This is a genomic window from Microbacterium sp. LWH13-1.2 (genome assembly GCF_038397735.1).
In the GTDB taxonomy this organism is placed as follows: Bacteria; Actinomycetota; Actinomycetes; order Actinomycetales; family Microbacteriaceae; genus Microbacterium.
This window is the reverse complement of the sequence record NZ_CP151635.1, coordinates 3,266,013-3,288,591: the sequence shown is the minus strand read 5'-3', so window position 1 is coordinate 3,288,591 and position 22,579 is coordinate 3,266,013. Positions and strand designations below refer to the sequence as shown.

The 22,579-nt window shown below is 67.8% G+C and carries 21 protein-coding genes; 8 read left to right on the top strand and 13 right to left on the bottom strand.

The features are described 5' to 3' along the window. Window positions 1-101: 101 nt before the first annotated feature. Window positions 102-2,642: a metallophosphoesterase family protein gene (locus tag MRBLWH13_RS15865; protein WP_341955890.1), complete on the bottom strand. Its 2,541-nt coding sequence runs from the start codon at window positions 2,640-2,642 to the stop codon at window positions 102-104. Window positions 2,643-2,767: 125 nt separating this feature from the next. Here MRBLWH13_RS15865 and MRBLWH13_RS15860 point away from each other — a divergent pair, with 125 nt between their 5' ends. Both MRBLWH13_RS15860 and MRBLWH13_RS15855 read left to right on the top strand, forming a co-directional pair. Next, the gene (locus tag MRBLWH13_RS15860; RefSeq protein ID WP_341955889.1) at window positions 2,768-3,061 is read left to right on the top strand and encodes a hypothetical protein; all 294 of its coding nucleotides are present in this window, start codon (window positions 2,768-2,770) and stop codon (window positions 3,059-3,061) included. A 19-nt stretch (window positions 3,062-3,080) separates the two neighbouring features. Continuing rightward, entirely contained in the window at window positions 3,081-4,508 is a 1,428-nt protein-coding gene (locus MRBLWH13_RS15855; protein WP_341955888.1) for a CCA tRNA nucleotidyltransferase, read from the top strand. A gap of 111 nt (window positions 4,509-4,619) precedes the next feature. On the opposite strand, the gene MRBLWH13_RS15850 is transcribed toward MRBLWH13_RS15855, so the two are convergent. After that, window positions 4,620-5,699, bottom strand: a complete 1,080-nt coding sequence (locus MRBLWH13_RS15850) for a hypothetical protein (RefSeq protein WP_341955887.1) — start codon at window positions 5,697-5,699, stop codon at window positions 4,620-4,622. Then, window positions 5,696-6,052 (bottom strand): PadR family transcriptional regulator, encoded by a 357-nt coding sequence (locus tag MRBLWH13_RS15845; RefSeq protein ID WP_341955886.1) that lies wholly within the window; start codon window positions 6,050-6,052, stop codon window positions 5,696-5,698. The genes MRBLWH13_RS15850 and MRBLWH13_RS15845 overlap by 4 nt, the downstream gene beginning before the upstream one ends. Window positions 6,053-6,212: 160 nt before the next feature. Here MRBLWH13_RS15845 and MRBLWH13_RS15840 point away from each other — a divergent pair, with 160 nt between their 5' ends. The 3 genes from MRBLWH13_RS15840 to MRBLWH13_RS15830 all read left to right on the top strand — a co-directional run bounded on the left by MRBLWH13_RS15840 (window position 6,213) and on the right by MRBLWH13_RS15830 (window position 9,707). Next, window positions 6,213-7,547 (top strand): GAF domain-containing protein, encoded by a 1,335-nt coding sequence (locus tag MRBLWH13_RS15840; RefSeq protein ID WP_341955885.1) that lies wholly within the window; start codon window positions 6,213-6,215, stop codon window positions 7,545-7,547. A 110-nt stretch (window positions 7,548-7,657) separates the two neighbouring features. After that, window positions 7,658-9,223 carry an aldehyde dehydrogenase family protein gene (locus MRBLWH13_RS15835; RefSeq protein WP_341955884.1) on the top strand — a complete coding sequence of 522 codons (1,566 nt, stop codon included), beginning with the start codon at window positions 7,658-7,660 and terminating at the stop codon, window positions 9,221-9,223. Window positions 9,224-9,305: 82 nt separating this feature from the next. Further along, a complete protein-coding gene (locus tag MRBLWH13_RS15830) occupies window positions 9,306-9,707 on the top strand; it encodes a DUF779 domain-containing protein (protein WP_341955883.1) in 402 nt (133 codons plus the stop codon). A 26-nt stretch (window positions 9,708-9,733) separates the two neighbouring features. On the opposite strand, the gene trpS is transcribed toward MRBLWH13_RS15830, so the two are convergent. After that, a complete protein-coding gene (gene trpS / locus MRBLWH13_RS15825) occupies window positions 9,734-10,768 on the bottom strand; it encodes a tryptophan--tRNA ligase (protein ID WP_341955882.1) in 1,035 nt (344 codons plus the stop codon). A gap of 199 nt (window positions 10,769-10,967) precedes the next feature. Here trpS and MRBLWH13_RS15820 point away from each other — a divergent pair, with 199 nt between their 5' ends. Next, window positions 10,968-11,432, top strand: a complete 465-nt coding sequence (locus MRBLWH13_RS15820) for an HIT family protein (protein ID WP_341955881.1) — start codon at window positions 10,968-10,970, stop codon at window positions 11,430-11,432. Window positions 11,433-11,545: 113 nt separating this feature from the next. Here the strand turns inward: MRBLWH13_RS15820 and MRBLWH13_RS15815 are convergent, their stop codons facing one another. The 8 genes from MRBLWH13_RS15815 to MRBLWH13_RS15780 form a co-directional block, all read right to left on the bottom strand. Beyond that, window positions 11,546-12,301, bottom strand: coding sequence for an ATP-binding cassette domain-containing protein (locus MRBLWH13_RS15815; RefSeq protein WP_341955880.1), 756 nt, complete (start codon window positions 12,299-12,301; stop codon window positions 11,546-11,548). Continuing rightward, window positions 12,298-13,095, bottom strand: coding sequence for an ABC transporter ATP-binding protein (locus tag MRBLWH13_RS15810; protein WP_341955879.1), 798 nt, complete (start codon window positions 13,093-13,095; stop codon window positions 12,298-12,300). Before MRBLWH13_RS15810 ends, MRBLWH13_RS15815 begins: the two co-directional genes overlap by 4 nt. Further along, the gene (locus tag MRBLWH13_RS15805) at window positions 13,092-13,952 is read right to left on the bottom strand and encodes an ABC transporter permease (protein ID WP_341955878.1); all 861 of its coding nucleotides are present in this window, start codon (window positions 13,950-13,952) and stop codon (window positions 13,092-13,094) included. The genes MRBLWH13_RS15810 and MRBLWH13_RS15805 overlap by 4 nt, the downstream gene beginning before the upstream one ends. Next, window positions 13,949-14,911 (bottom strand): ABC transporter permease, encoded by a 963-nt coding sequence (locus MRBLWH13_RS15800; RefSeq protein WP_341955877.1) that lies wholly within the window; start codon window positions 14,909-14,911, stop codon window positions 13,949-13,951. The genes MRBLWH13_RS15805 and MRBLWH13_RS15800 overlap by 4 nt, the downstream gene beginning before the upstream one ends. A 53-nt stretch (window positions 14,912-14,964) precedes the next feature. Continuing rightward, window positions 14,965-16,458, bottom strand: a complete 1,494-nt coding sequence (locus tag MRBLWH13_RS15795) for an ABC transporter substrate-binding protein (protein WP_341955876.1) — start codon at window positions 16,456-16,458, stop codon at window positions 14,965-14,967. 28 nt (window positions 16,459-16,486) lie between these two features. Beyond that, on the bottom strand, window positions 16,487-17,182 hold the full coding sequence (locus tag MRBLWH13_RS15790; protein WP_341955875.1) for a DUF1684 domain-containing protein: 696 nt from the start codon (window positions 17,180-17,182) through the stop codon (window positions 16,487-16,489). A 374-nt stretch (window positions 17,183-17,556) separates the two neighbouring features. Beyond that, a complete protein-coding gene (locus MRBLWH13_RS15785; protein WP_341955874.1) occupies window positions 17,557-18,690 on the bottom strand; it encodes a hypothetical protein in 1,134 nt (377 codons plus the stop codon). Next, window positions 18,687-19,649 (bottom strand): hypothetical protein, encoded by a 963-nt coding sequence (locus MRBLWH13_RS15780; protein ID WP_341955873.1) that lies wholly within the window; start codon window positions 19,647-19,649, stop codon window positions 18,687-18,689. Before MRBLWH13_RS15780 ends, MRBLWH13_RS15785 begins: the two co-directional genes overlap by 4 nt. A 218-nt stretch (window positions 19,650-19,867) precedes the next feature. On the opposite strand from MRBLWH13_RS15780, the gene MRBLWH13_RS15775 reads away from it, so the two are divergent. Continuing rightward, window positions 19,868-20,227 (top strand): hypothetical protein, encoded by a 360-nt coding sequence (locus MRBLWH13_RS15775; protein WP_341955872.1) that lies wholly within the window; start codon window positions 19,868-19,870, stop codon window positions 20,225-20,227. Between the two features lie 21 nt (window positions 20,228-20,248). Here the strand turns inward: MRBLWH13_RS15775 and MRBLWH13_RS15770 are convergent, their stop codons facing one another. Then, entirely contained in the window at window positions 20,249-20,836 is a 588-nt protein-coding gene (locus MRBLWH13_RS15770) for an Lrp/AsnC family transcriptional regulator (RefSeq protein ID WP_228385602.1), read from the bottom strand. Window positions 20,837-20,985: 149 nt separating this feature from the next. On the opposite strand from MRBLWH13_RS15770, the gene MRBLWH13_RS15765 reads away from it, so the two are divergent. Next, a complete protein-coding gene (locus MRBLWH13_RS15765) occupies window positions 20,986-22,572 on the top strand; it encodes an ABC transporter substrate-binding protein (protein WP_341955871.1) in 1,587 nt (528 codons plus the stop codon). The last annotated feature ends 7 nt before the right edge of the window (window positions 22,573-22,579 follow it).

The following is a 22,579-nucleotide window of genomic DNA, read 5'->3' as shown; positions in this document are numbered from 1 at the left end:
TAGGACGGGACGGTGCCCGGCGCACGGGCGCGGCATTCCGGAATGAAAGGGCGCCGCCGGGACCGAAGCCCCGACGACGCCCGGACAGCGGATGCTGTCGACTACTCCGCCGTCTCGGTGCTGCCCGCGTGGCGGCGGCGCCGCATCGCGAAAAGGCCGAGGCCCAGGGCGAGCAGCACCACCGTGCCGACGATGTACGGCGTGCTGTCTGCACCCGTCGTCGCGAGCGAGCCGTCAGTCGCGCCTCCCGACCCGCCCGGCGTGGTCGCACCACCGCTCGCCGCGGCCGTGACGGTGACCGAGGAGGTGACCTCGGTGCCGTCGGCGAGGATCACCGCGAGCGTGTGCGCTCCGGCCGGGGTGTTCGCCGGAATCGTCAGCGTGCGGCTGAACGCGCCATTCGCATCGGCGGTGGCGGTGCCGAGGTCGACGGGGTCGGAGCGCAGCTCGAAGCGCAGTGCGGCATCCGCCTCGAACCCGCTCCCCGAGACGGTGAGCTTTCCACCGGCGACCACGGATGCAGCACCCAGTTCGATCTCGGGCGCAGCGGGCTCCTCGATCACGGGCGGCGTGACGCCGGCTTCGGTGACCCACTTGTCACCGGCATCCGACTTCGTCACCGTGAAGGTGTCGTAGACCGAGCCGACGGGGAGGTCGGTCGTGGCATCCGGCTGCTTCTCCGCGAGGTACGAGCGGTAGACGAGCTGGTTCTTCGAGACGTCGATCACCTGGTAGGTGGTGACGCCCTGACCGCGCAGCACCTGGGTGGCGCCGTTGTTGGTCCAGACGTTCTTCTCTGGGGTCTCGAGCTCGTAGTGCTTCGCGCCCGAGTTCGACACCACGTACACGGGTCCCGAGGTCATGCCCGGGGTCTCGGTCGCATCGGTGTTCACGTAGCCGCGTGCGTAGGTGTGGTCGTGGCCCATGAGCACCAGGTCGATGTCGTTGCGCTGGAAGACGGGCAGCCACTCCGCGCGCAGCACCGGCTCATCGCGACCCTCGGATGCCGAGAACACCGGCTGGTGGAAGGTGACGACGTTCCACTTCGACGGGCTGTTCTGCAGCAGCAGGTCGAGCCAGGCCGCCTGGAAGCGGGTCCACAGCACGCCGATCTGCGCCGACGGGCACTCGGCCCCCGTGCACGACGGAAGACCGGCAGGGGTGAGGAAGGTCGTGTCGCGCGTCGCGTTCAGGGTGATGAAGCGCACACCCTGGTAGTCGGTGTAGTACGCGGTCTCGGCGGCGAACGACGACCAGTGATCGAAGAACGCGCGGTACTGCTGCGCGACCTCGGAGTCGCCCTTCGCGAGGTCGGCCAGCTCGCCGATCGTGCTCGTCGACGGGTTGTTGTGCGGGTACTCGAACGCGGCCTTCCAGGCGGTGAGCAGCTTGTCGCCCGAGTACTCGTGGTTGCCGGGCGCCGCCATGACGTTGGTGCGGACGGCGGAGTCCTCCATGCCCTTGAACCAGTTGAGCCACTCGTTCTCGTTGCTCGAGGTGTTGATCAGGTCGCCGGCGTGCACAGATCCGATCGATCGCGGGGCCTGAGCCTCGGCCTGCTTCACGACGCTCGGCCATGTGGTGTCGAGACCGATCTGGGCATCGCCGTAGTAGATGAACTGGAAGTCCGTGGCGCTCGGGTCAGCCGTGCGGAATTCGAACCAGTCGCTCCAGCTGCCGGGAAGACCCACGCGGTAGCGATAGGAGGTCGCAGGCGCGAGGCCGGTGACCGTCGCCGAGAAGTGCTTGTTCGGGTTGCCGTTGACGACCCCGGCGTCGTAGGCGTCGACGGTGCGGGTCTCGCCGCCGGCCGCCGGCGCGATCTCGACCTGGCCGGTGGTGTGCGAGGCGTCTCCCGCGAGCCACGAGAACGACTGCGACACAGCGGGCTGCTCGGTCGGAGTCAGGATCACGCGTGTCGGCGGAGCCACGACGGGCGAGCCGGGGTCGGATGCCTTGACCAGCGTGAGCGACGACATGTCGAAGTAGATGTCCGAGCTGGTCTCGCGGTCCTGGAACAGGGCGACGGCGATGTCGTTCGTGCCGTCATGCAGCAGCTCGCCTTCGGCACTGAACGTGCTGGTGAGCGGGTCACCACCGCTGTCGCCGGCGTACTCGACGTTGACGGTGTCGGTGATGCGGCCGTCGACATAGCGCGCGACCTCTTCGCCGTTGATCCAGACGACGATCGCGTCGTCGTAGGTGATCGTGCTGCGGAGCGCCGCGACCTGCTCGGCCACACCCGCCTCGAGCTCGAACGTCGTGCGGAAGAAGTAGGTGGGCACCGTGGGAGCCGCGGCTCCATCGATGTAATGGTTCAGCAGCGTCGTCGGCGTGACAGGGCCTACGGGTGCGATCTTGCCGTTCTTCGCGCCGAACGAGCCGGGCGCCGACTTCCAGGCGCTGTCGTCGTAGTCGGGGAGGGTCCAGTCGCGGAGCGCCGCGGGTGCGGGCGACGGGTCGGATCCGTCGTCGAGGTAGCGCCACGTGGTGTCGCCGGTGATCAGCGAGTCGGTCGGCACGTCGGGCTCGCCGGCGGCGGTCGCGATGGGGGCGACGACGGCGCCGCCGAGCAGGGCGAGGACGGCGGCGGACGCGAGTCCGTAACGCCGCCACCGCACCGCAGGGGTGGGGGAGGTCATGAGTGTCCTTCGTGGGGTGGGGGTCTCCGTGCTCAGCCGCACGGGGCACGACCAGCTCATCGAAAGCGGATGGCCTCGGGGTTGCCGCAGGACGACGGTCGGATGAACGCCACTACGGTGGGGGCATGAGCTATGCGGGGGAGTCGTCGATCGAGGCACGCGTCCGGGCCGTCAACGCCGATTTCGGCAGGCGTCAGACGCGGCTGTTCATCACGTTCGCGCTGATCGAGGGGCCGGTGCTTCTGCTGCTCGCCGTCGCGATCTACGGGTTCGAGGTCATCGACCCCGAGATCGGGATCTGGTTCATCGTCGCAGTCGCCGTGGTCGGCGGATTCCTGATGAGCGCTCTGCTCGTGCGGCTGATGCAGGCGCGGGTCCGCGCCGTCGCCCAGGCCAAGGGCGAGAACCCGCTGTTCTGACCCCGGTACGCTGGAACCCATGCTCAACATGGCTGACGGCCTCGACCGTCTCGGTGCGCTCGCCGAGAATCCGGTCGTCCGCACCCTCGCCGATGCGTTCGCGGCGGCGGGCTTCGACCTCGCCGTCGTCGGCGGTCCGGTGCGCGATGCGCTGCTCGGCCGCCCCACGCACGACCTCGACTTCACCACGAACGCGCGGCCCGACGACATCCTGCGCATCGTCACACCGATCTCGACCGCCCAGTGGGACATCGGCCGTGCGTTCGGCACGATCGGCGCACGGGTGCAGGGCGAGCAGGTCGAGGTCACCACCTACCGGGCCGACAGCTACGACGGGGTGACCCGCAAGCCGACCGTCGAGTTCGGCGACACCATCGACGCCGACCTGCACCGCCGCGACTTCACGGTCAATGCGATGGCACTGCTGGTTCCGTCCGTCAAGCTCGTCGACCCGACCGGGGGAGTCGAAGACCTCATCGCCGGAGTACTCCGCACCCCGGCGGATCCTCAGGTCTCGTTCGGCGATGACCCGCTGCGGATGCTGCGCGCGGCGCGCTTCAGCGCCCAGCTGGGCTTCCGCATCGACGACGCCACTGTCGATGCGATCGCCGAGCTCAAGGCGACCCTCGAGATCGTGAGCCCGGAGCGCATTCAATCCGAGCTCGTGCGCCTGATGCAGACCGAAGACCCCGTGCGCGGCATACGCGTGCTGGTCGACACCGGCCTGATCGAGGAGTTCCTGCCCGAGGTCAGTGCTCTGCGACTCGAGGTCGATGAGCACCACCACCACAAGGACGTCTACGAGCACTCGCTCACGGTGCTCAACCAGGCGATCTCGCTCGAGCAGTCGCGCAACCCCGGCGCCGAGCCGGACGTCGCTCTGCGCATCGCCGCACTCCTGCACGACATCGGCAAGCCGCGCACGCGCAAGCTCGAAGACGGCGGGGTGGTCACCTTCCACCATCACGACGTCGTCGGCTCGCGCATGGCGCGCAAGCGCCTGCAGACGCTGCGGTTCGACAGCGGCACCACTGACGCGGTCGCGAAGCTGATCGAGCTGCACCTGCGGTTCTTCGGATACGCCGAGGGCGCCTGGACGGATGCCGCGGTGCGCCGCTACGTCCGCGATGCGGGCGACCAGCTCGAGCGCCTGCACATCCTCACCCGCGCCGACGTCACCACCCGCAACAAGCGCAAGGCCGGTCGCCTCGCCTCGGCGTACGACGACATCGAGTCGCGCATCGCCGCGCTGCGCGAGCAGGAGGAGCTCGACTCCATCCGGCCCGAGCTCGACGGCAACCAGATCCAGAAGATCCTCGGCATCGCGCCCGGCCGCGAGGTCGGCGAGGCCTACAGGTTCCTGCTCGAACTGCGTCTCGATGAGGGAGTCATCGGCACGGATGCCTCTGAGCAGCGCCTGCGTGAGTGGTGGGCTGCCCGGGGCTGAGTCCGGTCACTCCTCCGGGTCGTCGGCCTCGGCTTCGGCTGCCTGGCCCAGTGCCTCTCGCACGAGGTGGGAGATGTCGATCGAGATGATCCGCTCGGTCATGATCCCGCCTCAGGGTGCGGGGGTCTCGGTCGGCTGGGGCACACCGTCCGTCTCCGGAGCCGGTGTCGCGCCGGTCGCGTCGATGCTCGGTGCCTTCTGGAACGGTGGCGCCGGCTGCTTCGTCGTCGAGAGGTCGGGCTGGCCCGTCATCGGATCCCACTCCGCCTCGTCGAGCGGGTAGACGTTCCACACGGGCTTACCGCGGTAGTCCTCAGACGGAATGGTCGTCAGCAGACCGTTGTCCTGCGATCCGAACTGGATCTCGCCACCGTCTTCGGTGTACGCGATCTGCCCGCCGGCAGTTCCGTAGAGGTCGAGCGGGGTGCCCTTTCCGGTGAAGAGCTGCACGTGCTCGATCGGGTTGCCCGCGGCGTCGTAGGCGAAGATGTTGTTGATCTGCACGCCGTCGAGCGCGAGCCCTGCGATGCCGACGGGCTGGGTCGCGTACACGTGCTCGACGCGTGGCGAGAGCACCGAGATGACGAGTCCTGGGAGCACGATCACCGCCAGGATGCCGGCGAGAGTGCGCACATGGCGCAGCGGGTTCTTCGGCAGCCACCGATCGCGACCCCACTGCACGCTGACGAGGACGAACGCGCCGATGAACAGCCAGTGCAGGGGGGACGTGGGCATGGCCCACCAGTTGTAGGACTCGAACGGCTGATAGGTGAAGGGCGGAAGGATCGCGATGATCGCGGCGACGGCTGCATACAGACCGATGCCGCGCAGCACCCACCACACCGGGCGAAGCGAGAGCAGCAGATCGAGGAGCCACCCTCCGGCTGCGCTGCGGCGGATGCCGTCGACGACGCCCCGACGCCACGCGCTCGCCCGCGCACCGAGGCGGACTCGCTGACGGCCCTGCGCGCGCGGCGGAAGCCCGGCTGCGGACCGCAGCTCTTCGGCGTAGGCGGCCGGGTCGCCGAGCTCGAGCACTCCGTCGTTGTCGGCGGCCTGATCTGCCAGGTCGGCGGTGAGCCCGCCCACGATCTCGTCGAGCTCGTCGGCCGGGAGGTCGTCGAGGTGCTCGCGCACGGCGAGAGCGAAGGAGCGGATCTGTTCGTCGATCGAGACGGCGGTGTCGTTCATCGGTTCTCTCCGATCGTGGGTGTGTCGGTGCCTGTGTCGGCGGTGAGCAGCGTGGACATCGCCCCCGCGAAGTCCAGCCAGGTGACGGTCTGCGAGTCGAGAGCCGCACGACCCTGCGGGTTGATCGCGTAGTACTTGCGGTGCGGGCCGCCGTCGGAGGGGACGACGTAGCTCGAGAGGCTGCCTGCCGCGTAGAGCCGGCGCAGTGTGCCGTAGACCGACGCGTCGCCCACGTCGCCGAGACCGGCATCCCTGAGTCTGCGGACGATGTCGTAGCCGTATCCGTCCTCGGTGCGGAGCACCGCGAGCACGGCGACGTCGAGCACTCCCTTGAGCAACTGCGTGGTGTCCATCGGACCTCCTTCGATGCACTGCACACTACCACGCACTGCACAGTAGTGCGCGAGGCGCATCTCCGACACCGTGTCGACGCACCGGAATATCGCGGGTTCCGCCCGCAGCATCCGGCTCCTACACTGAGGTAACGCTCCACCATCGACGATCGGAGACGCTGTGGTTGCGTCGTGGCAGGTGTCACGTGACGGCCCACCTGAGGCCTCTCGTCTGCTGATCGAGCGTGCGCACGAGGAACTCATCGCCGGCAACCTCGACGATCACCGCCTGCAGCAGGTTCGTCCGCTCGTCCGTGAATCGTGGGTCCGCTCCTGGCGCGGTCGGGTGGGGCCGGAGACCGCGCCGTCGATCGAACTCGTCACCGACGAGCTCGAGGCCTACCGGCTCACCCACCCGCTGGCGTCCGCGATGGACATGATCCGAGCGCTGCTGCTGCCCGGCACCCCGGAGGAGTCCGGAGTCGTCATCGCCGTCGGCGATCAGGCAGGACGCCTGCTCTGGATCGAAGGAGACCGCCAGCTGCAGTCGCTCACCGAGGGCATGGGATTCGTCGCGGGGGCGAACTGGGCAGAGGATGCCGTCGGCACCACCGCCCCCGGAACCGCACTGACGCTCGGACACTCCGTGCAGATCCGGGGAGCGGAGCACTACAACCGACTCGTCCACCCGTGGTCGTGCACTGCGGCGCCCGTGCGCGACCCCGAGACGCAGCGTGTGCTCGGGGTGATCGACATCACCGGCGGAGACGAGGTCGTCTCGACCCAGGCCCGACTTCTGGTCGACGCCACGGCGCGCGCGGTCGAATCCGAGTTGTTGGTCGCCCGACTCCGAGCGCGGAGCGAATCGCCCCGACCGACGACGATCTCGTCACGGGCCAAGCCGACCACGCGAGCGACGCTGCATGTGCTCGGCCGGGACAGGGCGCGGCTCGAGAGCGAGACCGAGCTCGAAGAGTCCGTGATCGAGCTCAGCGCCCGTCATGCCGCAATCCTGCTCATGCTCGCGGTGAACCGCCAGGGGCTGTCGGCCGAGCGGCTGAGCGAACTGGTGTACGGCCCCGAGGCATCCGCAGACACGCTGCGACCCGAGATGGTGCGCCTGCGCAAGGTGCTGGAGAAACACGCCCCCAGTCTCGTGCCGGAGTCCCGCCCGTATCGATTGACGGTGCCCCTCGAGACCGACGCGCACGACGTGCTGTCACTGCTCGACCGCGGCGCTCATCGCGTCGCGCTCACCGCCTACCGCGGTCCGGTTCTGCCCGAGTCGACGTCGCCGGGTGTCGAGGAGTTCCGCGAGTCCGTCAGGTCGGCGCTGCGCGAGGCGATGCTCTCGGAGGCGAGCCTCGACGTGCTGCTCGCCTACGCCGAGATCCCCGAGGGGCAGAGGGATGCCGCAGCGCTCCGCCTCGCGCTCGAGATGCTCCCCGCGCGGTCGCCGAAACGCGCAGGACTGGTCGCGCGGATCGAGCGCCTCGAGCGTCTCGAAGAGGGCTGAACGGCTCGCAACCGCACGCAACGTTGCGCATTCGGGCGCAACGTCCGCAGACGTACCGTCGAAGGACAGCTGCGCAGCACCGACGCCCGCGGCCCGTCGAAGGAGTCCCGATGACCATCGTCGAAGAAGACGTGTCCACCGCCCCCGCATCCTCCGCGTACGCCGCTCCCGGTCAGCCGGGAGCCGTCGCGACCTACCGTCCCCGGTACGGCCATTACATCGGCGGCGAGTTCGTGGACCCGGTCAAGGGCCAGTTCTTCGAGAACGTCAGCCCGGTCAACGGCAAGCCCTTCACCGAGGTGGGCCGGGGAACCGTCGACGACATCGACCGCGCGGTCGACGTCGCCTGGAAGGCCTTCGCGAGCTGGGGCAAGACCAGCCCGGCAGAGCGATCGGTGATCCTCAACAGGATCGCCGATCGTATCGAGCAGCATCTCGAGGAGATCGCGGTCGCCGAGACCTGGGAGAACGGCAAGCCGGTGCGCGAGACGCTCGCCGCCGACATCCCCCTCGCGGTCGACCACTTCCGCTACTTCGCCGGCGTCCTGCGGGCGCAGGAGGGCGGCATCAGCCAGCTCGACGAGAACACCGTCGCGTACCACTTCCACGAGCCGCTCGGAGTGGTCGGCCAGATCATCCCCTGGAACTTCCCGATCCTCATGGCCGTGTGGAAGCTCGCGCCGGCGCTCGCCGCAGGCAACTGCGTCGTCATCAAGCCGGCGGAGCAGACCCCGGCATCGCTGCTGTTCCTCTTCGACATCATCGGCGACCTGCTGCCGGCCGGCGTCGTGAACATCGTCAACGGCTTCGGGATCGAGGCGGGCGCGCCGCTCGCGCAGCACAAGCGCATCCGCAAGGTCGCCTTCACGGGTGAGACCACGACGGGTCGCCTGATCATGCAGTACGCGTCGCAGAACCTGATCCCGGTCACATTGGAGCTCGGAGGCAAGAGCCCGAACGTGTTCTTCGAGGACGTCGCCCGCGACACCGCCGACCCGTTCTACGACAAGGCGCTCGAGGGTTTCACGATGTTCGCGCTGAACCAGGGCGAGGTCTGCACCTGCCCGTCGCGTGCGCTGATCCAGCGGTCGATCTACGACGGCTTCCTCTCCGACGGACTCGCACGCGTCGGCAAAGTCGTGCAGGGCAACCCGCTCGACCCCGCCACGATGATCGGGGCGCAGGCATCGAACGATCAGCTGGAGAAGATCCTCAGCTACATCGACATCGGAAAGCAGGGCGGCGCTCGGCTGCTCACGGGTGGGGAGCGCGTCGACCTCGGCGGCGACCTCAGCGAGGGCTACTACGTCGCTCCGACCGTCTTCGAGGGCACTAACGACATGCGCATCTTCCAGGAGGAGATCTTCGGTCCGGTGCTGTCGGTCACCTCGTTCGACGACTTCGATGATGCGATCTCGATCGCGAACGACACGCTCTACGGTCTGGGTGCCGGTGTCTGGAGTCGCAGCGGAGACACCGCCTACCGCGCCGGGCGCGCGATCGAGGCCGGGCGGGTCTGGACCAACACCTATCACCAGTACCCGGCGCACGCCGCGTTCGGCGGATACAAGCAGTCGGGTGTGGGGCGCGAGAACCACAAGATGATGCTCGACCACTACCAGCAGACCAAGAACCTCCTGGTCTCGTACGCGGAAGGGCCGATGGGCTTCTTCTGAGCTCGACCCCGGGCGGGCGCTGCACCCTCAGCGCCCGCCCGGCACCATCTGCTCCGGAGGAATCGGCAGGAAGGCACGGATCATGGTGAGCATCGGCACCTACCAACGCGTTGACGTGACGGATGCGGCGGCATCCCTCATCCGAGACCTCACTGTGCAACACGGACCCCTGATGTTCCATCAGTCGGGCGGATGCTGCGACGGCTCATCGCCCATGTGCTATCCCGTGGGCATGTTCATCACCGGGCCCGGAGACGTGCTGCTGGGCGCGCTCGATGTGGGGTTGGACGCCCCGGTCGAGGTCTTCATGTCGGAGTCGCAGTTCGAGTACTGGAAGTACACGCACCTCACGATCGACGTCGTGCCGGGGCGCGGTGCCGGCTTCTCGGTCGAGGGACCGACGGGCATGCGTTTCCTGATCCGCTCGCGGATGCTGAACGACGCGGAGCTTGCGTACTTCGGTCTCGCGCCCTCGGTGGGCTGAGAGGCACCGACGTCGGTCAACGGCGGTCAGTACGTCATGCCCATCGCCGTTCTCACCTCGTCGAGCGTGTCGTTCGCGATGGACAGGGCGCGCTCGTTCCCTTCTCGCAGTACCGCAGCGGCGTCGGCCACGGTGAGCACGGCGCGACGGGCACGGTGCTCTGCGAGGAACTCGTTCACCGCCTCTGTGGTGAAACGCTTGAGAGAACCCGCTCCCGCCCCGCCGACCTCATCCGCGATCTCCTCAGGGGTGCGCTCGAGAACGACCGCAGCCGTCGCGAGCAACCCCGATACGCCGGGCCGATTCTCGGGGTCGTAGGTGATCGCGCGCTCTGAATCCGTGGGAGCGCGCCGGATGACGTCGGCGGTCTCGTCAGCGGACATCCCCAGCGCGATGGCGTTCCCGTAGCTCTTCGACATCTTTCGGCCGTCGAGGCCGGGAAGCTCAGGGGTCTCGGTGACGAGCGCGTCAGGCTCGGGGAACACGCGACCGTATCGCTCGGTGAAGCGACGTGCGATCGTGCGCGTCATCTCGACGTGCGGCAGGTTGTCCTTCCCCACCGGAACGAGGTTGCCCTTGCAGAAGAGGATGTCGGCCGCCTGGTGCACGGGATAGGTGAGGAGCAGGCCGCTCAAGGATCGACCGGAGGCCGCGAGCTCGGCCTTCACGGTCGGATTGCGGTGCAGCTCTGCCTCGCTGACCAGGCTCAGAAAGGGGACGAGCAGCTGGTTGAGTGCAGGAACGGCCGAGTGGGTGAAGATCGTGGTGGAGGCCGGGTCGAGACCGGCGGCGAGGTAGTCGAGAACCGCACCGTAGACGGCGCCACGCACATCCCCGGCCGATTCGCGGTCGGTGATGACCTGGTAGTCGGCCAGGATGACGAACGTCTCGACACCCGCATCCTGCAGACGGACACGTTCGCGGATGGTGCCGAAGTAGTGGCCGAGGTGCAGTCGTCCTGTGGGGCGCTCCCCGGTGAGAACGCGGTATCTCTCGGGATGCTGTGCGATCGCCTCCCGGAGGTCGGGCATGCGAGCGAGGGTTGCGGCGTACGAGTCCATGATCTGCTCCTGAGTCGAGAGGAGCTGCACGGAACATGGATCCGCGAAGGGTCGCGGGCTGCCGTGCAGCCCGCGCGTCAATGCGTTACGGCTGCTCGTGCAGCCACCACGACGAAACGGTGAAACGCATAGGTCGAGGATAGTGACCCGCGGGGCTCGATGCGACCGGCAGCGCGAATCCCCTGGCTACCATGGGCCGATGTGGTGGACGGATGAGGAGTGGGCCGAACTCGTGGACCCGGAGCTCTGCGGCATGTGCGCCGACGCACATCTGCCGGAGAACGAGCACAGCATCCTGGTGGCCTCGACCGAGACGACTCACATCCGACTGGTGCGCAACCAGGCGCATCCCGGCTACACCGTGGTCATCCTCCGCGGGCATCTCACTGACCTCGGTCAGCTGGACGCCGATCAGATCAGCGCGTTCTGGCGCGACGTCCAGCGCGCGGGGCGTGCCGTCGACGGGACGTTCGGCCCGCGGAAGATCAACTACCTGGTGATGGGGCATCGCGCACCGCATCTTCACTGCCATGTCTTCCCGCAGCACCTCGACGATGATCCCCTGCGAAACGTGGACATCTCCGATGGCCCTGTGTACCTCCCCGACGCGGAGATGACCCCTTCTGTGGTGGCACTACGAGAAGCCTGGCACGCGCTTGCCTGAGACCAGGGCGTTCGTCCGCGCCCGATTCGGCTGGACGATGCCCGAAGGGCGGGAGACACGCCGTCGGTCTGGCAGCCATCCGTGAAACGGCCAGCCATCCGGGACGACCGGCCTCAGCGGGGGAGGCGCGGAACGGCGTCGACCAGCGCTCGGGTGTACGGGTCCTGCGGAGCGTGCAGGACGGATGCCGTGGCGCCCTGCTCCACCACGCGACCGTTCTGCAGCACGACCGTGCGGTCGCACGCCGAGGCGATGGCCGTGAGGTCGTGCGACACCATCACCAGCGACAGGCCGTTCTCTCGACGCAGACGGTCGAGCAGTTCGAGCACCTGAACGCGGGTGGTGACGTCGAGTGCGCTGACGGGCTCATCCGCGAGCAGAACCCGCGGACGGGAGACGACGGCCCGTGCGATGGCGATGCGCTGGCGCTGGCCGCCCGAGAACTCATGCGGGTAGCGGCGGGCGGTGTCAGCGGGAAGGCCGACCGAGTCGAGGGATTCGGCGATGCGGCGCTGCGCGGCTGCACCGGAGGCGAGGCCGAGCGAACGCAGCGGTTCGCCGATGATGCGGTCGATCCGCTGACGGGGGTCGAGCGACGAATACGGATCCTGGAACACGGGCTGCACGCTCGCGCGGAAGCGACGCATCTGCGCACGGTCGCGCAGGTTCAGCGGAGCTCCGTCGAACAGCACCTGCCCCTCGCGGGGAGCGGCGAGCCCGAGCAGCAGTCGAAGGATCGTCGACTTGCCCGCGCCGGATTCGCCGACGAGGCCGAGCGAGTCGCCCTCGTCGAGGCTCAGCGAGATGTCGTCGAGCACCCCACGGGATCCATAGGCGAAACCGGCTTCACGCAGCTCGAGAAGACTCACGCGCCGGCCTCCTTCGCGTCGAGGAATGCGTCGAGTGCACGCGCGCTGTCGACCAGCATCCGCGTATACGGCTCGGCCGGGCTCTGCAGCACCTGTGCGACCGCACCCTCTTCGACGACGAGCCCGTCACGCAGCACGACGATGCGATCGACCATGCGTGAGACGACGGCGAGGTCGTGACTGATGAAGAGCAGCGCCATGCCGCGCTCGGCGACGAGTCGCTCGAGAAGGGTGAGCACGGCATCCTGCACCGTGACGTCGAGCGCGGTCGTCGGCTCGTCGGCGATGAGCAGCTGCGGCTTGGCAGCGAGGGCGATCGCGATCGCGACCCGCTGCCGCTGACCACCCGACAGCTCGTGCGGGTAGGAGCGGGCGAACCTCGGTTCGGACAGGGCCACCTCGTCGAGGGACGCGGCGACCGCCGACTCGAGCTCGGCGCCGCGCAGGCCGAGATGACGACGCAGCGGTTCGGCGATCTGTCGGCCGACCCTCATCAGAGGATCGAGCGCGGTGAGCGGCTCCTGGAACACGATCTGCGCAACAGGTCCACGGAGTGGGCGGAGGTCGGCATCCCGAGTTCCGATGACCTGGTGGCCGTCGAGCAGCACCGATCCCGAAGCCACGAGCGCATCAGGCAGGAGCCCTGTGACCGCGAGCGAGGTGAGTGACTTGCCCGACCCGGATTCGCCGATCAGCCCCAGACGCTCTCCGGGCGCGAGCGAGAACGACACATCGCGCACGAGCGCGCCCGATGCCGAACGCACGGTGAGGTGTGAGACGTCGAGGATGCTCATCGGCTCCTCCTGCGGGTCGGGTCGGCGAGGTCGCGCAGACCGTCGGCGAGGAAGTTGACCCCGAGCACGAGGGCGATGATCGCGATGCCGGGGGCGATCGCGCCGACGGGGGCGGTCATCACGGTGCCCTGGGCCTCCTGCAGCATTCGTCCCCATGAGGCATTGGGCGGCGGGGCTCCGAGGCCGAGGTACGACAGGCTCGCCTCGGCGAGCACGGCGGCACCGAACTGCAACGCGAGGCTGACGGCGAGGGTCGGCGCGATGTTGGGCAGCACGTGCTGGAAGACGATGCCGAGCACACTCGTGCCGCTCGTGCGCGCCGCGGTGATGTACTGCTCCTGCAGCACGCGGCGGGCCAGAATGCGGGTGAGACGCGCGACGACCGCCGACATCGCGAGACCGATCGCGAGCACCGCCGACCACAGCGACGCTCCCTGAACGGCGACGACGAGCATGGCGAGAAGCAGCACGGGGAAGGCGATCACGACGTCGAGTCCCGCGGAGAGGGTGTCATCGACCCAGGGGCGGGAGAACGCGGCGATCAGGCCGATGATCGTGCCGAGCACGGCGGCGATCGCGACCGAGCAGATGCCGACGATCAGGGCGATCCGCGCGCCCCACATCAGTTGCGAGAGCAGATCGCGGCCGAGTCGATCGGTGCCGAGCAGATGCAGACCGCTGGGACCTTCGAGGCGACTGCCGCTGGTGTCGGCGAGCGGATACGGAAGCCAGAACAACGAGACCAGGGCGATGAGAACGATGGCGCCGGTCAGGGCGAGTCCGATGAGCAGCGTCGCCTTCGGCCGGCGCCGCACGGGGACGGAGCCGGTGATCAGCTGCTCGGCGACGCGGCTCATCGGTTGCCCGAGACGCTCGTGCGCAGACGCGGATCGATCAGACGCTGCACGATGTCGGCGGCGAACCCGACGAGCAGCACGAAGAGCGTGCTGACGACGAGCACGCCCTGGATCACCTGGAAGTCGTGCTGTTCGATGGCCGACAGCAGCAGGCTGCCGAGGCCGGGAAGAGTGAAGACGCTCTCGACGACGACCGCGCCGAGGAGCGTCGTCGACAGCTCGATGCCGAGGATCGCGACCACGGGCACCGAGCCGTTGCGCACACCGTGACGCAGAAGCGCTTCGGCAGTGCCGGAACCCCCGGCCCGCGCGGTGCGCAGGTAATCGCTGCCGATCACGTCGAGGGTGGCCGAACGCACGTAACGGCTGAGGGAGGCGCTCATGACGATCACGATCGTGATCACCGGGAGCGCGAGCGAGCGCAGCGCATCGGCCGGATCCTCCCAGTCATCGCGGGGGAAGCCGCCCGACGGCAGCAGGCCGAGGCCGAGTGCGAAGACCCAGACGAGCACGACGCCGACCCAGAACACGGGCACGGCGACACCGAGCTGTGCGAAGCCGGAGAGCGCGACGCCATACCAGCGGTCGGACTTCACGGCGGCGGTGATGCCGATCACGAGCGAGACGAGCAGGGCCAGCGTGAAGGCGATGAGAGTGAGAGGGAGAGTCACGGCGAGGCGATCGGCGATGTCGGGTCCGACCGGGCGCGAGCTCAGGAAGGACTCACCGAGATCGAAGCGCAACAGCTGGCCCGCCCATGTCGTGAACTGCTGCAGGAGGGGCTGATCCGAGCCGACCTGCGCGCGAGCGGCGGCGATCTGCTCGGGGGTGGCGTTGACCGAGAGCAAAGCATTCGCCGGGTCGCCGGGCAGCAGTCGCAGCAGCACGAAGATCGCGATCATCGCGACGACGAGCGACACCACGAGGAACACGAGGCGGCGGATCAGGTAGGCGAGCATGGCTTCTCAGGATGAAAGAGGGGGATGCCGACGCGCGGCATCCCCCTCGCGTGTCAGGACTTGACGATGTCGTAGGCGAAGAACTGGGAGTTCAGGCCGTTGACCGGGTATCCGCTGAGGTCGCTCGAGGCGACCACGATCTGCGGGTAGAGGTACAACCATACGCTCGCGGCATCTTCGGCGATCTTCTCGTTGACCTGCTTCAGCAGAGCGGTCTGCTCGTCGGTCGTGGCTGCCTGCTCGGCCTCGGCGACCCACTGCTGCACCTGGGCGTCGTTGTATCCCCAGTAGAAGTCGGGGTTGCCGTACCAGACGACGTCACGGTCGTTCACGTGCTCCTGGAGCGTGGCCTCGAAGTCCTGCTCCTTGAACACCTTCGTGTACCACTCGTCGGCGCTGATCGTGTTGATCTCTACCGTGATGCCGACCTCGGCGAGCTGCGACTGCAGGAACTCCGCCACCGCGGGGTGCGGGTCGTAGCTCGGTGTGTCGAGCGTGAACGTGAAGCCGTCGGCGTAGCCGGCCTGGGCGAGCAGATCCTTCGACAGCTCGACGTCGTACGGATTCACCTTCGTGAGGTCCTCGTACCAGGGGTCGGTCGGCGGCACCATCGAGCCGATGAGCGTGCCGTAGTCGCCCCAGATGGACTCGAGGAGCTTCTGGGTGTCGATAGCCGAGTAGATCGCCTTGCGCACGAGTGCGTTGTCGAAGGGGGCGACGCGGTCGTTGAATGCGAGCAGCTCCTTCGTGGTCGATGTCCCCTCGCTGATCACGTAGTCGTCGGAGTCGAACTGCGTGAGCGAGTCGGGGCTCTGCACGCTGGTGATCACGTCGATCTCGCCGGTCAGCAGAGCGTTGTTCTCGGCGGTGGCGTCGGTGAAGTACGTGTAGACGACCTCGCCGTTCTTGGCGGGCTCACCCCAGTAGTCGTCCCAGCGCTCGAGGGTCAGGGTCGAGCCCTTCTTCCACTCGTCGAGGGTGTAGGGGCCGGTGCCGTCTTCCTTGCCGGTGATGTCGCCGGCCTCGTCGTTGACGATCCAGACGTAGCTGAGGTTGTAGAGGAACGAGATCGACCGCTGCGACAGCGTGAAGACGACGGTCTGGTCGTCGGGCGTCGCGATGTCGGCGATGGTCGTGAAGCTCGACTTCCGGGCGGAGACCGAGTCCTCCGCGGTGACGGCCTCGATGCTCGACTTCACGTCGGCGGAGGTCAGCGGGTCACCCGAGTGGAAGGTCACATCGTCGCGCAGCGTGATCGTGTAGGTGAGTCCGTCGTCGGAGACCTGGGCGTCCTCAGCGAGAAGAGGCTCGACCTCGCCGTCGTCCGTCAGGCGATAGAGGCCCTCGTAGACGTTGCCGGTCAGCGCTTCGGTCACACCCTGACCGCCACCCTGCGTGTTGCTCAGGTTGGTCGGCTCGTACAGCGACCCGATGAAGATGGTGGCGTCTTCGCTCGCGGCGTCGTCGGTGGCGCCCGACGCGCAGCCGGCCACGAGGGCGAGCGTGGCGACGGCGCCGAGCGCGCCGAGAATGCGGGTTCTTCTCATGAGTACTCCAGGGTGAGAGTGTGCGGCGTCACGCCGCGTAGATGTCGAAGCCGTCGCGGAAGACGACGTTCTTCTCGCCTGCTCGGATAGGCAGGGGGAAGCGGTTGGATGCCGGAGGCAGCGGGCAGTTGTACTGGGCGCTGAATCCGCACGGCGGCACGAAGGCCCGGTTGAAGTCGAGCACGACGGTGCCCTCGTCATCACGTAGCTGCACGAACAGGAAGCGTCCGGAGCCGTATGTTTCGGAGCCGTTCGTCTCGTCGCCGAACACGAGCAGCAGCGTGCCGCCGTCGTCGAAGGCGGCGAGGTCGTACTCGCGGCCGTCGAGGGTGAGCCGGATGTCGCCGGGGACGACGAGATCGCGCGTCCCCCCGTTGTCGCGGATGTGCTCGAAGGACACCCGGCGATCGCCGGACACCGGGGTGAAGTGACCCTCGAGAACCCACGCGGGGTCGTACTCGTACGTGTCGATGCGGTCGAAGGCGCGGATGGCGGGGGACTCGGCATCCCACACCCGCAGCCCGTGCTCGGCCGCGCCGGTCTCGATGTTCGTGCGCTGGATCGGCGTCACGGTGACCGTCTCGGATGCCGCCTGCTGCTCGGCATCCAGATCGGGGAGGTCACCCGTCCAGCGGGTCTCGATCAGTGCGAGGTTGCCCGTCGCAGACGTGACGGAGGCACGGCGCTCGGCCTGCCAGTGGGTGTGATCTTCGCGTTCAGACATCATCTTCCATTCTCTTGCATGCAGAACGGAGAGGGGCCGTGGTCGTCACTCGGGGTAATGCCCGAAAATCGACGTTCGTGAAGATGCACGAATGCGGCCTTCCCGACAGCCTTTCGACCCGCATTTCGTGCATCGTTTCGCGGGATTCGACTGGTTCGGTGGACGCTCTTCCGCGCAACGAAATGCAACGTATACCGGTATACCATTACTCATATACGCGCAGAGCTGTCAGTCCCCAGCTGACCCGCGCGTGGACGGTTCGACCGTCCTGCGGAGGGAGAGTCAGATCTTCTTCTGATCCCGAGGGGGGATGGGGTGGGAGCGCTGATCCCCAGTCAGCACCCACCCCCACAACCCACCCTCGGGGGTTCCGTTCAGAACGATCTGGACCAGAACCAGAAGACCGCGAAGCCGATCAAGAACACGACCGGCACCCACGGGAAGCTGCGCTTCAGTCTGCGTCCTTCGGGGGCGACACCCGGCGGCGGCGATAGCAGGCCGGCCGGTGGCGCGAACGGAAGCCGCTCGCCCGTCGCCCGCGGCGCGATGGCCGGGGAAGCGGATGCCGCAGCCGTCGGATTCTCGACGAGCAGCCGCTCGTCTCTCCACCGCTCCCACTGATCGAGCTTCGTGATCAACGCACCGACGGCGCCGAACAGCCAGGCCCAAGTCGCAGGGTCGAGCGTCGACACCCTGCGCTGCGTGTAGAGGAACATCCAGTCATCGACGATCTCGACGTCGAGCTCGGCGGCGTTGTCGATGAACCGGGCCATGATGTCGGGCGTGAACAGATACAGTGCGTCACGCTCGTATCCCTCGGGGCAGTAGAGCGTGAAGTACTCGTCGAAGTCGCCCTCGAGCGACAGTCGCTGCTCCTTCTGGAAGGACGCCGGCAGGTTCGACCCGAATCCGTTGTTGCCCTTGGCATCGAGAACGATGTTGGGCAGAGGCACGTCGAGCTTCATCGCGACATAGCCCCAGCGGTAGGTGGTCGAGCTCTTGCCCCGCTTGACCGTGTACTGGTAGTTGCCGAACTCGACGAACCGCGGCGTCGTGCCGCGCACGAGATCGGTCGACATGCGCGAGCCGCCGAGGCTGAAGATCATCCCCGGCAGCGTGGGGGCAGTCACTCGTCCCTCGTACGACATGCCGTTCGCCTGAGCGAACCGGTGCAGGCGGTAGCGCGTGACGCGGGCGCGCCGCCATCCGACGAACGATCCGATGGCGATCACGACAGCGAGGACGCCGAAGATCACCAATGGAACGGTGGCGAACCCTGACCCGCCTGGCGTGGAGACCATGCTGACGATGGTGGTGAAGATCACCGGGACGACGATGAGGGCCATGAGCGCGACGACGACGATCGCGATGATGCTCGAGGCGTTCGTGCCGCTGGATCCTCGGGCGCGCAGCTCCGCGGCGAACGCGGTGACGGCCTTCGGGTCTACGGGGTCGGTCAGAGGCGCGGCGTCGAAGGACGCCGAGGAAGCAGGCTGCGGAGTCGTCATCGGTTCACCTCGTCGGCATCCCAGGTGAGGTCGGCGTTCTCGGGGATCGGGAATGCCTCGAGACGCTCGTCGGCGCAGATCGCGGCGACGAGTTCGGCGGACCCCGCGACGATGGTCGAGTCGTAGTCGATCTCGCTCACGAGGGTCCACGCGTGGTCGTCCGGCCACAGGATCGTCGGGCTCTGCGCCGACGGCGGGAAGCCGTGCTCCTCGCCCGGGCGGTCGCGCCAAGGGACGTCCAGCACCCAGTCAGGACGCGCGAAGTCGGTGATGGCTCCCCGGAAGAGCACGTGATCCCGGTCGGGAAGACGGAAGCGCGGGCCATCCGAGATCTCGCGCGACAGGATGCCCTCCTGCCAGGTCTGCGTGCGGAAGGCGTTGTTCAGAGGGTCGCGGATGCTTCGGTCGAGCATCGCCTGGTGATTCGGGTCGTCGCTGAACGGGATGAAGAGGCGAGTGGGGCTGTGACCCATATGGCCCACCAGACCGCCGCGGCCCTCCCAGAGCGCCGCGAAGCCGGCATCCGGAGTCGTCGTGTGGGTGGTGAGGTGCCCGGCGATCACGGAGAGCATCGCCGGAGAGACTTCGCCCTCCATCGGCCCCGTGAACTCTCGGCCGTCGGGTGACAGCCGCAGGTTCCAGTCGGCGTCGGGTGGGGTGCGGACGATCCGCTGCCACTGCGCCAGCGGATGCAGCGTGGTGCCGAAGGCGGATGCCGTCTCGGCCCAGGTCACGGACTCGTCGATGAACTGATCGACGAGCGCCAGTCGCTCGGCCTCCGGCATGGCGTCGTACTCGTCGTAGGTCGGCACCGGCCGGTTGGGCAGAGAGCGCACGATGCCGGGGTGCAGGATGCGGGCATAGGCCGGGAAGCCGTGCGGCACCACGGCGTGCATCGTCGCGTTCCAGGGGTCGTCGAGGCGCTCGCGCAGCCAGTCGCCGGCCGAGGTGTCAGACATCCAATGCATGCGTCCCACGGTACCTGCGAGATATCGGCTCACCCGCTCGCGCGGCGGAAGGGCGCACACCTCGGCCGCGAACGAGCGGTCAGACGAAACGCCGCGGTCATCGTGGCCCGCGCCCGTTTCGTCTCACCTCGCCTGCCCGACGAGCGGGCCGGGAAGACGTGTGCCGAAGCGGCTTCAGCGCACCTTCGAGTGCCCTCCATAATCGGAGGGTGAGCTCGATTGCAACCATCCCCTCGCTCGACGGCCGCCGGTTCCGGATGGTCTCCTCCACCACCTCGGCGGTCGACCCCGAATCGCCCAGCGAGTTCGTGTACCAGGAGAAGGACGGCGCGATCTGGGGCGACTACTCGGGTGACACCGTGACCTTCGGCCGCTTCGTGGGCACGCGCACCGGCGACACCATCTGGGTCTCCTTCGTGCATGTCCTCGTCTCAGACGGGGCCGTCGTGACCGGAGACGGCGAGAGTCAGCTCGAACTCACCGAAGACGGTCGCATCCGACTCGTCGAGCACTACGAGATGCACGGACTGCCGCAGCTGAGCGTCTGCGAAGAGGCCGCGGCAGCCTGACCTCGGATTCGAGCTCGCCCGTCAGCGCGGCGGGAGCATGTCTCGACCCGGCGTCGCCGGCGTCCACCTGGTCATACCCAGCGGTGTCGCCAGGTCGCGCTCCGGCAGGTCGCTCGGCAGCAGGAACGACCGGCGGATCACCTCGTCGAGCACGACCACGCTGACGACGGTGCGCACCTCGGGCAGCTGCGCGACGACGCCGGTCGTGAACTCGTGCACGCCGCTCACGTCGACGGCGCGGATGAGCAGCATGGCGTCGTGCTCGCCCGTGGTGATGGCGCACCACTCGACGTCAGGCATCTCGAGCACGCTCTCGCGGAACGATGCCCAGGCCTGCGGATGCACGGTCACGAAGACGAGCGCACCGATCGACAGCCCCGCCTTGGACTGATCGACCCGGGCGCTGAACCCGGTGATGACGCCGTCCTGCATGAGCGTCTCGACTCGCGTGTATGCGTTCGCTCGGGAGATCCCCACGGTTTCGGCCAGCGCGGCGATCGAGATCCGACCGTTATCGCGCAGCGTCTCGAGGATTCTGTATCCGATGTCGTCCAGTGGGGCGGCACTTCGTCCAGATTGCTTCACGGCTTCGTCGCTCTTGGTGGACACAATGCTCCTCATGCGCGGGGTCTTGGACAGACTGTGATGACGTCTGCATTCTTGCTGGACACATAGTCCCATACAATGCGAATCTGATCACCGGTCGTCCACCCGGCGTCGACCGAACCCGATGAAACTCCTCGCCCCTGGAGGCCCATATGTCGTCACGTCGCAGCACGTCCGTCATCGCGATCGGAGCCGTCGCGCTCTTCGCTCTCGCAGGTTGCTCCGGTGGCAACTCGGCGAACAACGGGGGAGAATCCTCCGGTTCCGACTCGCTGGTCATCGACACCGCGTTCTCGATCGAGACCGCTGACCCGGGTCACACCTACGACCCGACCGGCAACATGATCGCGAAGGCGCTCTACGAGACGCTCGTCGACTTCGAGGGCTCCGACGTCTCGACGCCGGTGCCCGGTCTCGCGTCGTGGGAGCAGAACGACGAGGCGACCGAGTTCACCTTCACGCTCGAGGGTGACCGCGTCTTCTCCGACGGCTCGCCGATCGAGGCCAAGGACGTCGTCTTCACCCTGCAGCGCATCCAGGGCATGGAAGACGCCAAGCCGAACTTCCTTCTGGGCGGCCTGACCATCACCGAGGTCGACGAGAAGACGATCTCGATCACCTCCGAGACGCCGCTGCTGCAGCTGCCCGCGATCCTCGCGAACCCGGCTCTCGGCATCGTCAACTCCGATGTCGTGATCGAGAACGGCGGCGCGACCGACGGCTCCGACAGCGCACAGGAGTTCCTCGACGGCACCTCCGCCGGCTCCGGCCCGTTCGTGCTCGACACCCTCGACCTCTCGTCGCAGGTCGTGCTGACCAAGAGCGACGAGTACAACGGCGACGAAGAGGCGGCATACGGCCGCGTCGTCGTGCGCAACGTCTCGGAGAGCGCAACCCAGCTCGCGAACCTCAAGGGCGGCGACTCGATGGTCGCGATGGACCTCAACGGCGACCAGGTCTCGGGCCTCGGCGACGGGCTGAACGTCGAGTCCGTGCCGTCCGGTCAGACCATCTTCCTGCTGCTCAACCAGTCGGAGGCCGTCGCGGGTGACCTCGCGAACGTCAAGATCGCCGAGGCGATCCGCTACGCGCTCGACTACGACGCACTGCTCGAGCTGGCCGGTGCCGGCGCCGTGCAGGCCACTGGAGTCATCCCGCCCGGATTCGAGGGAGCCCTCGACAGCGGTGTGGAGCAGGACCTCGAGAAGTCGAAGGCAGCCCTGGCCGAGGCCGGCTACACGGGTCAGACCCTGAAGCTGCAGTTCCCGAACGACTACCCGGTCGGCGGTGTGGAGTTCACCCCGCTCGCCGAGCGCATCCAGGCTCAGCTCGAGGATGCCGGCATCACGGTCGACCTCGCACCGGCGCCGTTCGCCACCGAGCTCGACGCATACGTCAACGGCACCGAGGGCTTCGGCCTGTGGTTCTGGGGCCCGGACTACGCCGACTCGGCGAACTTCCTGCCGTTCGCTCCCGGCCTGAAGGTCGGTCTGCGCGCAGGCTGGGCCGCTGAGGCGAACCCCGAGATCGCAGGCATCGCAGCCGGTGCTGCCGCCGCGACCGACGAGGCCCAGCGCAGCGAGGCCTTCACCTCGTTCGCCGAGGCGATGCAGGCCGAGGGCCCCTTCGTGCCGCTGATCGTCCCCGGCCGCAACATCGCCACGGCTGACGCCGTCACCGGCGCCGTGTACAACTCGGTGTGGGAGATGGACATCGCCGAGATCACGCCTGCCGGCTGATCGGGGC

Bases quoted from the DNA above. Each gene is read 5' to 3' on its own strand.
- MRBLWH13_RS15785 (WP_341955874.1), bottom strand. From the start codon at position 18,690: ATGACGACTCCGCAGCCTGCTTCCTCGGCGTCCTTCGACGCCGCGCCT.
- MRBLWH13_RS15790 (WP_341955875.1), bottom strand. From the start codon at position 17,182: ATGTCTGAACGCGAAGATCACACCCACTGGCAGGCCGAGCGCCGTGCC.
- MRBLWH13_RS15860 (WP_341955889.1), top strand. From the start codon at position 2,768: ATGAGCTATGCGGGGGAGTCGTCGATCGAGGCACGCGTCCGGGCCGTC.
- MRBLWH13_RS15835 (WP_341955884.1), top strand. From the start codon at position 7,658: ATGACCATCGTCGAAGAAGACGTGTCCACCGCCCCCGCATCCTCCGCG.
- MRBLWH13_RS15845 (WP_341955886.1), bottom strand. From the start codon at position 6,052: ATGGACACCACGCAGTTGCTCAAGGGAGTGCTCGACGTCGCCGTGCTC.
- MRBLWH13_RS15850 (WP_341955887.1), bottom strand. From the start codon at position 5,699: ATGAACGACACCGCCGTCTCGATCGACGAACAGATCCGCTCCTTCGCT.
- MRBLWH13_RS15795 (WP_341955876.1), bottom strand. From the start codon at position 16,458: ATGAGAAGAACCCGCATTCTCGGCGCGCTCGGCGCCGTCGCCACGCTC.
- MRBLWH13_RS15855 (WP_341955888.1), top strand. From the start codon at position 3,081: ATGCTCAACATGGCTGACGGCCTCGACCGTCTCGGTGCGCTCGCCGAG.
- MRBLWH13_RS15810 (WP_341955879.1), bottom strand. From the start codon at position 13,095: ATGAGCATCCTCGACGTCTCACACCTCACCGTGCGTTCGGCATCGGGC.
- MRBLWH13_RS15865 (WP_341955890.1), bottom strand. From the start codon at position 2,642: ATGACCTCCCCCACCCCTGCGGTGCGGTGGCGGCGTTACGGACTCGCG.
- MRBLWH13_RS15805 (WP_341955878.1), bottom strand. From the start codon at position 13,952: ATGAGCCGCGTCGCCGAGCAGCTGATCACCGGCTCCGTCCCCGTGCGG.
- MRBLWH13_RS15830 (WP_341955883.1), top strand. From the start codon at position 9,306: ATGGTGAGCATCGGCACCTACCAACGCGTTGACGTGACGGATGCGGCG.
- MRBLWH13_RS15780 (WP_341955873.1), bottom strand. From the start codon at position 19,649: ATGTCTGACACCTCGGCCGGCGACTGGCTGCGCGAGCGCCTCGACGAC.
- MRBLWH13_RS15800 (WP_341955877.1), bottom strand. From the start codon at position 14,911: ATGCTCGCCTACCTGATCCGCCGCCTCGTGTTCCTCGTGGTGTCGCTC.
- MRBLWH13_RS15820 (WP_341955881.1), top strand. From the start codon at position 10,968: ATGTGGTGGACGGATGAGGAGTGGGCCGAACTCGTGGACCCGGAGCTC.
- MRBLWH13_RS15765 (WP_341955871.1), top strand. From the start codon at position 20,986: ATGTCGTCACGTCGCAGCACGTCCGTCATCGCGATCGGAGCCGTCGCG.
- trpS (WP_341955882.1), bottom strand. From the start codon at position 10,768: ATGGACTCGTACGCCGCAACCCTCGCTCGCATGCCCGACCTCCGGGAG.